General features: G+C 60.9%; 11 protein-coding genes. 6 read left to right on the top strand and 5 right to left on the bottom strand.

Annotation, left to right across the window (positions count from 1 at the left end):
* Positions 1-3 precede the first annotated feature (3 nt).
* Both ansA and sppA read right to left on the bottom strand, forming a co-directional pair.
* Complete coding sequence (ansA, locus tag AB1E37_RS15075) at positions 4-1,023, bottom strand: asparaginase (protein WP_002901285.1); 1,020 nt, start codon at positions 1,021-1,023, stop codon at positions 4-6.
* 138 nt (positions 1,024-1,161) lie between these two features.
* On the bottom strand, positions 1,162-3,015 hold the full coding sequence (gene sppA / locus AB1E37_RS15070; RefSeq protein ID WP_004140411.1) for a signal peptide peptidase SppA: 1,854 nt from the start codon (positions 3,013-3,015) through the stop codon (positions 1,162-1,164).
* A 165-nt stretch (positions 3,016-3,180) separates the two neighbouring features.
* Between sppA and AB1E37_RS15065 the strand changes: the two genes are divergently transcribed.
* The gene (locus AB1E37_RS15065) at positions 3,181-3,732 is read left to right on the top strand and encodes an NAD(P)H nitroreductase (protein ID WP_004176531.1); all 552 of its coding nucleotides are present in this window, start codon (positions 3,181-3,183) and stop codon (positions 3,730-3,732) included.
* Positions 3,733-3,762: 30 nt separating this feature from the next.
* Positions 3,763-3,891 carry a hypothetical protein gene (locus AB1E37_RS15060; RefSeq protein WP_004224208.1) on the top strand — a complete coding sequence of 43 codons (129 nt, stop codon included), beginning with the start codon at positions 3,763-3,765 and terminating at the stop codon, positions 3,889-3,891.
* Between the two features lie 456 nt (positions 3,892-4,347).
* On the opposite strand, the gene phoC is transcribed toward AB1E37_RS15060, so the two are convergent.
* Positions 4,348-5,094, bottom strand: coding sequence for an acid phosphatase PhoC (phoC, locus tag AB1E37_RS15055; RefSeq protein ID WP_002901387.1), 747 nt, complete (start codon positions 5,092-5,094; stop codon positions 4,348-4,350).
* A gap of 225 nt (positions 5,095-5,319) precedes the next feature.
* Here phoC and selD point away from each other — a divergent pair, with 225 nt between their 5' ends.
* The 3 genes from selD to AB1E37_RS15040 all read left to right on the top strand — a co-directional run bounded on the left by selD (position 5,320) and on the right by AB1E37_RS15040 (position 9,474).
* Positions 5,320-6,363 carry a selenide, water dikinase SelD gene (selD, locus tag AB1E37_RS15050; protein ID WP_004176528.1) on the top strand — a complete coding sequence of 348 codons (1,044 nt, stop codon included), beginning with the start codon at positions 5,320-5,322 and terminating at the stop codon, positions 6,361-6,363.
* 4 nt (positions 6,364-6,367) lie between these two features.
* On the top strand, positions 6,368-8,314 hold the full coding sequence (locus AB1E37_RS15045) for a DNA topoisomerase III (RefSeq protein ID WP_284302680.1): 1,947 nt from the start codon (positions 6,368-6,370) through the stop codon (positions 8,312-8,314).
* A 179-nt stretch (positions 8,315-8,493) separates the two neighbouring features.
* The gene (locus tag AB1E37_RS15040; protein WP_004224211.1) at positions 8,494-9,474 is read left to right on the top strand and encodes an NAD(P)H-quinone oxidoreductase; all 981 of its coding nucleotides are present in this window, start codon (positions 8,494-8,496) and stop codon (positions 9,472-9,474) included.
* A gap of 43 nt (positions 9,475-9,517) precedes the next feature.
* Here the strand turns inward: AB1E37_RS15040 and gdhA are convergent, their stop codons facing one another.
* Positions 9,518-10,861: an NADP-specific glutamate dehydrogenase gene (gene gdhA, locus AB1E37_RS15035; protein ID WP_004176526.1), complete on the bottom strand. Its 1,344-nt coding sequence runs from the start codon at positions 10,859-10,861 to the stop codon at positions 9,518-9,520.
* Between the two features lie 182 nt (positions 10,862-11,043).
* Positions 11,044-11,454 (bottom strand): pyrimidine (deoxy)nucleoside triphosphate diphosphatase, encoded by a 411-nt coding sequence (locus tag AB1E37_RS15030; RefSeq protein WP_004183673.1) that lies wholly within the window; start codon positions 11,452-11,454, stop codon positions 11,044-11,046.
* 86 nt (positions 11,455-11,540) lie between these two features.
* Here AB1E37_RS15030 and AB1E37_RS15025 point away from each other — a divergent pair, with 86 nt between their 5' ends.
* Positions 11,541-12,164 (top strand): CDP-alcohol phosphatidyltransferase family protein, encoded by a 624-nt coding sequence (locus AB1E37_RS15025; protein WP_004183674.1) that lies wholly within the window; start codon positions 11,541-11,543, stop codon positions 12,162-12,164.
* The last annotated feature ends 1 nt before the right edge of the window (position 12,165 follow it).

Below are 12,165 nucleotides of genomic sequence, written 5' to 3'. Positions count from 1 at the left end.
TCCTTAAGCCTCGTCGGGGGTGAGTTCGCCACGCAGATTTTGCTGCATCGCCGCGCGAATGGCGTCAACGTCCAGCTGCTGGCTAAGCAGATAGTGTAGCTTGGTCAGCGTCGCTTCCACCGTCATATCGAAACCACTGATGACCCCCGCCTGGGCGAGGGCGTTGCCGGTGGCATAGCCGCCCATGTTCACCTTTCCGGACATGCACTGCGTCAGATTGACCACCACAATACCGCGCTGGCTGGCTTCCGCCAGCACCTGAATAAACTCGCCATTCTGTGGGGCATTGCCGACGCCATAGGAGCGGAGGATCAGCGCTTTCACCGGTTGGCGCAGAAAATTACGCACCACGTCGGCGGAGATGCCGGGGTAAATCGTCACCACGCCAATCGGCTGCGGAGTGATGGGGTGCACGATAAGATCTCCGCTGCCCTGCGGCGCCGGCGGAGTACCGAGACGGCGAATATGGATCCCGGCCTCCAGCAGCGGGGCAAGGTTTGGCGAGGCGAAAGCGTCGAAGCCGTCGGCATGGGCTTTGGTGGTGCGGTTGCCGCGGAACAGTCGATTGTTGAAGAACAGCGCCACTTCGTTAATCGGATAGTTGGCGGCGACGTACAGGGCGTTGAGCAGGTTAATCTGACCATCGGAACGCAGCTCGGCCAGCGGAATTTGTGACCCTGTCACAATGACCGGCTTACCAAGGTTTTCCAGCATGAACGACAGCGCCGAGGCGGTAAACGCCATGGTGTCGGTTCCGTGGAGGATCACAAAGCCATCATACTCCTCATAATGGCTGCGGATATCGTCGGCGATGTGCTGCCAGTCCTCGGGGGTCATATCGGATGAATCCATCAGCGGATGGTATTCATGGATCGTGAAGTCCGGCATCTCCGGACGATGGAACTCCGGCATCAGCGCCAGCTGACGCTGCAGATGGCCGGAAACGGGTACATAGCCGTGTTCAGAGCGCTGCATACCGATGGTCCCACCGGTGTAGGCAACGTAAATCGATTTTTTTTGCATAGCATCGCTTAGGTTGGTCGTAGACAGGCGCAGTATAAAGAGACGCAGGAAAAAATACAGCGTCGGTCGCGGGCTTTGTGGCAGTGTTGGCAGGAGAGGGAAAAAGGCTGCCCCGGGAGACGGGGCAGCCGCTGCGTATTAACGGATGTTAGCGCAGGTCAGGCAGAAGGCATAGCGATTCTGCGGGTCGTTAAACGCCGCCAGCTTGTCGCTCTCCGCTTTCACCGTCTCGGCCGCCGCGGCGACCGGCGCAGGCAGCCAGGCCTGAATGGCCGCCGGCAGCGAGGCGCGTACCGAGCCGGTCAGGCTGTCCAGCACCATCGAGAAGAAGGTCGGCTCTTCCTGATAGTAGTTGAGGTGCCAGGTTTTCAGCTTCGCCAGCTCGGCGGCTTTGGCCACCGCGTCGTCGAAGTCGCCGAGGCTGTCGACCAGGCCGTTGGCTTTGGCATCTTCCCCGGTCCAGACGTGGCCCTGGGCAATCTGATCGATTTTCTCCGGCGTGCTCTTGCGGGCGTTAGCCACCAGGGTGATAAAGCGCTGATAGCCATTCTCAATGCTCAACTGCATCAGCTGCTGCACTTCCGGCGGCAGCGCTTTGGTGCTGGAGACATCCGCCAGCGGCGACGTGGCGACGCCGTCGGTGTGGACGCCAATCGACCCGAGGGTATTTTCCACGGTGTTGATCACCCCAAAGATGCCAATGGAGCCGGTGAGGGTGCTTGGGTTCGCCACGATGTAATCCGCTGGGGTGGAGATCCAGTAGCCGCCGGACGCCGCCATGCCGCCCATCGAGACCACTACCGGTTTACCGGCGGCTTTGGCTGCCGCCAGCTCTTCACGAATGATTTCCGAAGCGGTTACGCTGCCGCCCGGGCTGTTTACGCGCAGAACGATGGCCTTAATTTTCGGATCGAGGCGCGCATCGCGAATTTGCGCTGCGGTGGTGTCGCCGCCGACGTTGCCCGGGGTCTCTTCACCGTCCATGATGGCGCCGTTGGCGAAGATTACCGCGATGGCGGAACCCTGGTCAGACGGCGTCTTCACGTTGTAGTCGTAATAGCTGATTGCCCGGTAATTGTTATCCGCTTTGCTCCAGCCAAACTGTTTGGTCAGCGCCTTTTCCACTTCCGTGGAGGTCGCCAGCTCATCCACCAGCTTATTGTCCAGCGCATATTTCGCCGTATCGCCGCCCACCTTACGCAGGCCATCGATAATGCCCTGGGCGCCCGGGAAGAGCTGCTGGGCGGTGATCTGGCGGTTGGCGGCAATGGTGTTGAGGTAGTTCTGCCACAGTTCGCCAATCCAGCGGCTATCCGCTTCGCGGGCGGCAGGGGACATATCATCGCGGATGAATGGCTCGACGGCGGATTTATAGGTGCCGACGCGGAAGACATGGGTGGAGACCTTCAGCTTATCCAGCAGCGATTTGTAATATAGCCCGTTGGTAGCGAAGCCGTGCAGGTCTACCTCGCCCTGCGGCGAGAGCCAGATTTTGTTGGCGAAGCTCGCCAGGTAGTACTGGCCCTGGCTGTAGCTGCTGCCGACGGCATACACCGGTTTGCCGCTATCGCGGAATTCGCGCAGCGCTTTGCCGATGTACTGCATGGATGGCTGGTCGCCGCCGACGAAGTTTTTCAGATCCAGCACAATACCGGTGATATTGCGGTCATCCTTCGCCTGGCGAATGGTCTGCACGATATCGAACAGGGAATTCTCCTGCAGACGGTCCGAGCTGGCGCCAAACAGCTGGCGGCCAATCACGCCGAGCTTGCTGCTGGCGGATGGTTTATCCACCACCACGCCGGTAATATCCAGCAACAGCGCGCCGCGCGCGGCATGTTCGCTGGTGGTGCTGCTGAACTGGCTCCAGATGCCGATACACACCAGCACCAGCACCAGGAAGATCGCATTGAGGGCCAGTTTGCGAATAAAGTTGAGTATCCGCCACGTCCATTTAAAAAAGCTGGCAATCAGTCGCCAAAGGGTTCGCATGTCTTCTCCCTAACGTTATCTAAAAAGGGCAGGCCGCAGGGGCCGCCGCGTCTGGCTATCCTAAAGAGTGAGCCGTCGGTTGTCAGCAGGAATCACCGACCGCGCTGTAACAAAATCCTTGTGCATGTTAATTTTATGAAAAATGACATCACAGGAGTTATACAGATGGATGCTCTCGATCTACTGCTTAATCGCCGCAGCGCTTCCCGCCTGGCGGAACCTGCCCCGGCGGGCGAACAGCTGGAAAACATTCTGCGCGCCGGGCTGCGCGCCCCGGATCATGGCACCCTGCAGCCGTGGCGCTTCTTTATTATCGCCGATGACGGCCGCGAGCGCTTCAGCCAGTTGCTGGAAAAAGGGGCCAGAGAGGCCGGCCAGGATGAGAAGGGAATTGAGAAAGCCCGCAATGCGCCGTTCCGCGCGCCGCTGATTATTACCGTGGTCGCGCGCTGTGAAGACCACCCTAAGGTGCCGCGCTGGGAGCAGGAGATGTCCGCTGGCTGCGCGGTGATGGCGATGCAGATGGCGGCCCTGGCTCAGGGATTCAACGGTATCTGGCGCAGCGGAGCATTGACCGAGAGTCCGGTGGTGCGGGCCGGCTTCGAGTGCCGCGAACAGGATAAAATTGTCGGCTTCCTCTATCTGGGGACGCCGCAGCTAAAAGCCTCAACCACCATTGCCCTGCCGGATACCGCGCCGTTTGTGACGCGATTCTGAGTCCGCGTGTGTTATGCCGGGTGGCGGCTTATGCCTTACCCGGCCTACAGCCCCAAATCACCGCTGGCGCTGGGGTCGCTGAAACTGCCGGTGCTGGCGGCCTCAACATCGCTGAGACGTTCCCGGAAGGCCGGGGCAGCCCGCATGGATGCGGGCTGAGGGCCGTGTTTTGCAGGGACGCTGCCTCGGCCCGACCCGAAGCCTGCAGGGATAAGTCGAAGGGACCGCGCAGCGGCGATTTTGCTGGCCGGAGCCCGGGGGTACAGGGGGCGGCGGCGACTGGCCGCCCCCTGTGCGCTCCCGGCGCCATGAGTGACATAACGCAGACGATTAACCGGGAGCGCAAACTACGCTGAAGCCACAGATAACATAAACAACCACACTGCAGTGCTTCCCCTCACCCTGGTCCTCTCCCGGAGGGAGAGGGAACCGTCCGGCTGGCCGCGCAAGCGCAGCGCCGCCGGGCGATGGCAGCAGGCTCGGAGCCGCATCTATGCCGGGTGGCGGCTCGCGCCTTACCCGGCATACAACCCCTACCATTCGAATCAATCGCGGTTTTTGTAGCCCGGACAAGACGCGCCAGGCGCCGCATCCGGGAATGCAACGGCGATGACGTTACTTCTGCCTTTTCGCGAATTCATCTTTGGCTTTCTGCAACTGCTGCTGGAAGGCCGGGTTGGTGTGCAGCGTAGCGACCACCGCGGAGCCGACGATGCGCGCCGCATCGACATCGCTCTGCCAGTGATAGCCGCAGATCACCCGGCTCTCGCCGAGCTCATAGCCGCGCTTCAAAATTTCGTTTTGCCGCTGCGGGTTGATCTCCGCCAGCACCAGGGCGGTGGCCCAGCCGATAGAGGTATGCCCGGACGGGTAAGAGCCGTTTTTCGCCAGCTTGTCCTGTTCGGTGGTGTTGCAGGTGGAGACGCCATAGAACGCAAACGGGCGAATGCGCATGTATTTCTCTTTCGCGCTGCGGGTCGCCAGGTCGCCGGCGTCTTCAATCATATTGGTCAGCAGTTTGTGAAGCTGCGGCGCGTCTTTCTCGGTGATCGGCGAACCAAAGGCGCTGGAGAAGGCGTTGGCCACGCCGCCCGCGCTGAGGTTGGCATCCTCTGCCGCCAGCTTCCCGCGCTCGGTATTGCGCAGCAGACGTCCTTGCTCATACATCGCCTGATCGTTTAAAAATGCGATACTGCCCACCGCCGGCGGTGGTGGCAACAGCGCCAGGCTGTCGATGGCCTGGGCATTGGTCAGATAGTAGAGATCGGGCTTGGTGGTGACATCGTTCCCGGGGGGAACCAGAGCAAAGGCGTTAACGGAGAAGAAACTGGCCAGGCAAAGGGCAAGAACACGCTTTTTCATTAGAATTTCCTTACGTCATAATCATTCCAGAGAAGACAGTCCTGTGCTGTCACATTTCTGTCATCTTTAAGTAAAAGTGAAAATGGTCGGGAAAAAATTGTCGCGTCTCGCAAAAACGGCTTTTTGTCTGCTTAATGAGCAACCATACGCGATTTCAGACTGTCGTACTTACCACCCTGGCGTTTGGGCGCTAACATAGCGGGATTGCAATGACAGGAGATGTCCATGAGCGAGCAAGCCATTCGTTTAACGCAATACAGCCACGGAGCCGGTTGTGGTTGTAAAATTTCCCCGAAAGTGCTGGAAACTATCCTGCATAGCGAGCAGGCGAAGTTTGTCGATCCAAACCTGCTTGTCGGCAACGAAACCAGCGATGATGCCGCCGTTTACGATCTCGGTAATGGCACCTCGATCGTCAGCACCACCGATTTCTTTATGCCGATTGTCGATAACCCGTTCGACTTTGGCCGCATCGCCGCCACCAACGCCATCAGCGATATTTTCGCTATGGGCGGGAAACCGATTATGGCGATTGCCATCCTCGGCTGGCCAATCAACACCCTGGCGCCGGAAATCGCCCGCGAAGTGGTGGAGGGCGGGCGCTTTGCCTGCCAGCAGGCGGGGATCGCGCTGGCGGGCGGCCACTCCATTGACGCCCCGGAGCCGATCTTCGGTCTGGCGGTCACCGGCGTGGTGCCCACCGAGCGCATCAAGAAAAACAGCACCGCCCAGGCGGGTTGCAAACTGTATCTTACTAAACCGCTGGGGATCGGCGTACTGACCACCGCGGAGAAAAAATCGCTGCTCAAGCCAGAGCATCAAGGGTTAGCGACGGAGACCATGTGCCAGATGAACCTCGCCGGCGCCGCGTTTGCCGCCATCGACGGGGTGAAGGCGATGACCGACGTCACCGGCTTTGGCCTGCTCGGCCACCTCAGCGAGGTGTGCCGCGGGGCCGGCGTGCAGGCGCAGCTGCGCTATGCCGATATCCCAAAACTGCCGGGGGTGGAGGACTATATCGCCGCCGGCGCGGTGCCGGGCGGCACCGGGCGCAACTTTGCCAGCTACGGCCATCTCATGGGCGAGATGCCGACGGAGTGGCGGGATCTGCTGTGCGATCCGCAGACCTCCGGCGGTCTGCTGCTGGCGGTGACCCCGGAGGCGGAGGCGGAAGTTCAGGCCGCCGCGGCGGAGTTCGGCATTAAGCTGGCCGCCATCGGCGAGCTGGTGACCGCCCGCGGCGGGCGACCCATGATCGAGATCCGTTGATTCGATGCGGTTGTTTATTGCAGAAAAACCGAGTCTCGGTCGGGCTATCGCCGATGTGTTGCCTAAACCGCACCGCAAAGGCGATGGCTATATTGAGTGCGGCAACGGGCAGGTGGTCACCTGGTGTATCGGCCACCTGCTGGAGCAGGCGCAGCCGGACATCTACGACAGCCGCTATGCCCGGTGGAATCTCAACGATCTGCCGATTGTGCCGGAGAAATGGCAGCTGCAGCCAAAGCCCTCGGTCACCAAACAGCTCAATGTGATCAAGCGTCTGCTTGGCGAGGCGCAGGAAGTGATCCATGCCGGCGACCCCGACCGTGAGGGGCAGCTGCTGGTGGACGAAGTACTCGATTACCTGCAGCTGGCGCCGGAGAAGCGTCAGCAGGTGCAGCGCTGTCTGATTAACGATCTCAACCCGCAGGCGGTGGAGCGGGCGATCAACCGTCTGCGCGCCAACAGCGAGTTCGTGCCGCTCTGCGTGTCGGCGCTGGCGCGGGCCCGCGCCGACTGGCTGTACGGCATCAATATGACCCGCGCCTACACCCTGCTGGGGCGCAACGCCGGCTATCAGGGGGTGCTCTCGGTGGGGCGGGTGCAGACCCCGGTACTTGGCCTGGTGGTCCGTCGCGATGAAGAGATTGAAAATTTCGTCGCCAAAGATTTCTTCGACGTGAAGGCGCATATCGTCACGCCGCAGGAGGAGCGTTTTGTCGCCACCTGGGTGCCGAGCGAAGCCTGCGAACCTTACCAGGATGAAGAAGGGCGCCTGCTGCATCGTCCGCTGGCCGAGCATGTGGTTAAGCGCATCGAAGGCCAGCCGGCAATCGTGACCGGCTATAACGATAAGCGCGATTCCGAACCCGCGCCGCTGCCGTTCTCGCTGTCGGCGCTGCAGGTTGAGGCGGCCAAACGTTTCGGCTTCAGCGCGCAGAACGTGCTGGATATCTGCCAGAAGCTGTACGAAACCCACAAACTCATCACCTATCCGCGTTCGGACAGCCGCTATCTGCCGGAAGAGCACTTCGCTGGCCGCCATGCGGTGTTGAATGCGATTGCCGTCCATGCGGCGGACCTGCTGCCGCAGCCGGTAGTGGATCCGGAGATCCGCAACCGCTGCTGGGATGATAAAAAGGTCGACGCGCACCATGCGATTATCCCAACCGCCCGCAGCAGCCAGGTGAAGCTCACCGATAACGAAGCGAAGGTGTACACCCTGATCGCCCGCCAGTATCTGATGCAGTTCTGCCCTGACGCAGTGTTCCGCAAATGCCAGATTGATCTTGAGATCGCCAACGGCAAGTTTGTCGCCAAGGCGCGTTTTCTGGCCGAGGCGGGCTGGCGGACGCTGCTTGGCAGCAAAGAGCGCGATGAAGAGAACGACGGCACGCCGCTGCCGGTGGTGGCCAAAGGCGATGAACTGCTGTGCGAGAGGGGCGAGGTGGTGGAGCGTCAGACCCAGCCGCCGCGCCACTTTACCGACGCCACGCTGCTGTCGGCGATGACCGGGATTGCCCGCTTCGTGCAGGATAAAGATCTGAAGAAGATCCTCCGCGCCACCGACGGCCTCGGCACGGAAGCGACCCGCGCAGGGATTATCGAGCTGCTGTTCAAGCGTGGTTTCCTGAGCAAAAAGGGGCGCTATATCCACTCTTCGGAGGCCGGCAGGGCGCTCATTCATTCCCTGCCGGAGATGGCCGGGCGACCGGACATGACCGCCCACTGGGAGTCGGTGTTGACGCAGATCAGCGAGAAACAGTGCCGCTATCAGGACTTTATGCAGCCGCTGGTGGGGACGCTGTATCAACTGATCGATCAGGCGCGCAGCACGCCGGTGCGTCAGTTCCGCGGCCTGGTGGCGCCGGGCGGGGCGAAGAAGTCGTTCAGCAAAGGTAAAGGGAAGCCGAAAGGCAAAAAAGCGGCAGACGATACCGCGCCGCCGCCGCAGTAACCCGCCGGTGGTCGCGAGGATGCGTTATCCCGCGGCCACCGCTTCTCCGCCAGTCAGGCCAATGGTCTACACTAAACAGCCGGGAAGAGCCTGGACGCGGGGCCCCTGAGCAGGGGATGCCCGCTGCGCTTTTCCTGATGCCGATGCCCCATTTCTCTCACAGGCGATAAGGAGGACCCGTGAAATATATTGCTATCAGCCAACCGGGCGGCCCGGAGGTATTGCAGATCCGCGAAGGGGAGATCCCCACCATCGGGGAGCATGAGGTGCTCATTGAGGTGAAGGCGGCGGGCGTCAACCGGCCGGATATTCTGCAGCGCCAGGGTCTGTATCCCATGCCTGAGGGCGTCACCCCCGTGCCCGGCCTCGAGGTGGCGGGCGTGGTTGTTAAGGTCGGCGCGCAGGTCACAGCGTTTACGCCCGGCGATCGCGTTTGCGCGCTGACCAACGGCGGCGGCTATGCCGAATACTGCGCCGTGCCGGCAGGCCAGACGTTGCCGATCCCGGCGGGCCTCAGCTTTAGCGAAGCGGCCGCCATTCCGGAAACCTTCTTCACCGTCTGGGCGAACGTCTTCCAGCTGGGTAAGCTGCAGCCTGGCGAAAGCATTCTGGTCCACGGCGGCGCCAGCGGGATTGGCACCACCGCGGTCCAGTTGTGCCACGCGCTGGGGATGACCGTCTATGCCACCGTCGGCCAGGACGAAAAAATTGTTGCGCTACGTCCCTATGCTACGGCGATTAACTACAAAAAAGATGATTTTGCCGAGAAAATCGGCCAGCTGACCAACGATGAAGGGGTGGACGTCATTCTGGATATTGTTGGCGGCCCTTACTTTAACCGCAACCTTGGGCTACTGAAAAAGGATGGACGACTGGTCATCATCGGCTTTATGGGCGGGCGAATCGCTCATGAGGTTGATATTCAGACTCTGATGCTCAAGCGAGCCACCGTCACCGGCTCGACCATGCGCGGCCGGACGGCGGCGGAGAAACAACAGATTGCCGAGGCGCTGCGCCGCCACGTCTGGCCGCTGCTTGAGGCAGGGAAATGCAAGCCGCTGATCTACGCCAGCTACCCGATGGCGGAGATTGCCGACGCCCATGCCTGTCTGGACAGTGGTCAGCATCTGGGGAAAGTTGTGATCACGATGACGTCGTGAGACGCATCCCGGCGGGCTGCCGCCGGGATGGAGTTAGGGGAGGTTAAATCACGCCCTGGGCCAGCATAGCATCCGCAACCTTCACGAAACCGGCGATATTCGCGCCGCGCACGTAGTTGGTCTGCTTCGCTTCGCCGCCGTACTGCACGCAAGCGTGGTGGATATCCAGCATGATGTGATGCAGGCGGGCATCCACTTTTTCCGCTTTCCAGCCCATGCGCGCGGCGTTCTGCGCCATCTCCAGACCGGAAGTCGCCACGCCGCCGGCGTTGGCCGCTTTGCCCGGGGCAAACAGCACGCCAGCTTCCAGGAACAGGTCGGTTGCGGCGATGGTGGTCGGCATGTTGGCGCCTTCCGCCACGGCCTTGACGCCATTGGCAATCAGCTGGCGGGCGGCATCGACGTCCAGTTCGTTCTGGGTCGCGCAAGGCAGGGCAATATCCACCGGCACTGACCACGGCTGCTGGCCTTCAAGATAGGTGAGGCCAAATTCGCGGGCGTAATCGGCCACGCGGCCGTGGGCACGCTCTTTAATGTCGATCAGGCGGGCCAGTTTTTCTTTGGTGAAGCCCGCTTCGTCAACGACGGTGCCGTTGGAGTCGGAGGCCGTCACCACCCGCGCGCCAAGCTCCATCGCTTTCTCAATGGCGTATTGCGCGACGTTGCCGGAGCCGGAGACCGCCACGCGAGCGCCTTCGAAGCCGAGGCCGTGACGTTTGAGCATCGCTTCGGTGAAGTAGATCAGGCCGTAACCAGTGGCTTCCGGACGGATCAAGCTGCCGCCAAAGGAGAGTCCTTTACCGGTGAAGACGCAGGCGCTGTTGTTGGAGAGCTTGCGCATCATTCCGGCCATAAAGCCGACTTCGCGACCGCCGACGCCGATATCGCCCGCCGGTACGTCGGTATCCGGGCCAAGGTGGCGATAGAGTTCGGTCATCAGCGCCTGGCAGAAACGCATCACTTCGCCATCGCTCTTGCCTTTAGGATCGAAATCGCTGCCGCCTTTCCCGCCGCCCATCGGCAGAGTGGTCAGGGCGTTTTTGAAGGTCTGCTCGAAGCCAAGGAATTTGAGAATCGACAGGTTAACCGACGGGTGAAAACGCATCCCGCCTTTATACGGGCCGATGGCCGAGTTGAACTGCACGCGCCACGCGCGGTTGACCTGGACCTGATTGCGGTCGTCCACCCACACCACGCGGAACTGGATCACGCGCTCCGGTTCCACCAGACGTTCCAGCAAAGCAAGCTGACGATAGCGCGGATTTTCCTCAAGGAAAGGCCACAGGGTGGTCATCACCTCCCGGACGGCTTGAGCAAATTCGGTTTGATGAGGATCGCGCTGTTGAACGCGGGTGAGAAAGCCTTCCAGAGTGCACGTCTGATCCATAGATATCAGTTCCCCTTATGGTTGTGGTTGCATGTATTTATTATGATTCGGTCCTTGAAAAAACCGATTTTCCGACTATAACACCGCTAATCCTTAGGCAAGCAAGGAAAAATTGAGCCGACAACAAAATTTATAATTGCCCGCTCGTCATAACTAAAAGCGATGACGAGGCGGCGGGCGGATCAGCGGACGGAAAGGGTGGGGCGCTGGGCGATAAAGGCGTGCAGCAGAGGAATATCGGCCGGGGCGAGATCGAGGGCCAGCGCTTCTGTGGGAAGGCACCAGCGCAGCTGAGTGTGATAGTGGGCCAGCGGCGTGCCCTGAAAGTGCGGCACCCACCAGGCGTGCAGATGGATCCGGCGGCCGGAGACCTCCCGCTGATGGCTAGCGATATAGCAAGCCGGGCGGGCGATGATGCCCATCTCCTCCTGCAGTTCGCGGGCCAGCGCCTGCGGCTGGTTTTCACCCGGCTCCACTTTGCCGCCGGCGAACTCCCACATCCCCGGCTGGTCGGCGTGGGGCGGACGCTGCGCCAGCAGAATCTGGCCATCCTGTTCAATAATGGCGGCGACAACATCAATCATTTTTAGCATAAGCATCAAGGTTAATAAGACGAATATGGCCTATTATCACCGCCATAGACCGTAACTGACAACCGCCAACCCTGCTGGAGACCTTCGTGCTTGATAGCCACCTGCATCCGCGCCTTAAACCCCTGCTTAACGCTGTCGCCGGCGTCCTTGACCGCCCCGGCATCTCACCGGACGGGCTGACGCTGGTCGGTTTTGCCATCGGCGTGCTGGCTCTGCCCTTTCTGGCGCTGGGGTGGTATGGCGCGGCGCTGGCGGCCATTCTCCTTAACCGCCTGCTGGATGGCCTGGACGGCGCTCTGGCGCGGCGGCGCGGGCTCACGGACGCGGGCGGCTTTCTCGATATTGCGCTGGATTTTCTCTTTTACGCCCTGGTGCCGTTCGGCTTTATTCTGGCGGATCCGCTGAACAATGCCCTGGCAGGCGGCTGGCTGCTGTTTGCCTTTATCGGCACCGGCAGCAGCTTTCTCGCTTTTGCCGCCCTGGCGGCCAGGCACCAGATCGCCAATCCCGGCTACGCCCATAAATCGCTGTACTATCTCGGGGGACTGACGGAGGGGACGGAGACCATCCTGTTGTTTGTCCTCGGCTGCCTGTTTCCGGCGCATTTCGCCTGGCTGGCGTGGCTGTTTGGCGCGCTGTGCTGGCTGACGACGGCGACGCGCATCTGCAGTGGCTACCAGACCTTAAAGCGGGTAACGACCACAGCGTAAA

This window comes from Klebsiella sp. Shm-1 (assembly GCF_040804525.1).
Taxonomy (GTDB): domain Bacteria; phylum Pseudomonadota; class Gammaproteobacteria; order Enterobacterales; family Enterobacteriaceae; genus Klebsiella; species Klebsiella pneumoniae.
Note: the sequence above shows the minus strand (reverse complement) of the source record. Positions and strands in the feature narration are given on the sequence as shown.

Coding starts and splice junctions, on each gene's coding strand:
- ansA (WP_002901285.1), bottom strand. CDS start 1,023: ATGCAAAAAAAATCGATTTACGTTGCCTACACCGGTGGGACCATCGGT.
- sppA (WP_004140411.1), bottom strand. CDS start 3,015: ATGCGAACCCTTTGGCGACTGATTGCCAGCTTTTTTAAATGGACGTGG.
- AB1E37_RS15065 (WP_004176531.1), top strand. CDS start 3,181: ATGGATGCTCTCGATCTACTGCTTAATCGCCGCAGCGCTTCCCGCCTG.
- AB1E37_RS15060 (WP_004224208.1), top strand. CDS start 3,763: ATGCCTTACCCGGCCTACAGCCCCAAATCACCGCTGGCGCTGGGGTCG.
- phoC (WP_002901387.1), bottom strand. CDS start 5,094: ATGAAAAAGCGTGTTCTTGCCCTTTGCCTGGCCAGTTTCTTCTCCGTT.
- selD (WP_004176528.1), top strand. CDS start 5,320: ATGAGCGAGCAAGCCATTCGTTTAACGCAATACAGCCACGGAGCCGGT.
- AB1E37_RS15045 (WP_284302680.1), top strand. CDS start 6,368: ATGCGGTTGTTTATTGCAGAAAAACCGAGTCTCGGTCGGGCTATCGCC.
- gdhA (WP_004176526.1), bottom strand. CDS start 10,861: ATGGATCAGACGTGCACTCTGGAAGGCTTTCTCACCCGCGTTCAACAG.
- AB1E37_RS15030 (WP_004183673.1), bottom strand. CDS start 11,454: ATGCTAAAAATGATTGATGTTGTCGCCGCCATTATTGAACAGGATGGC.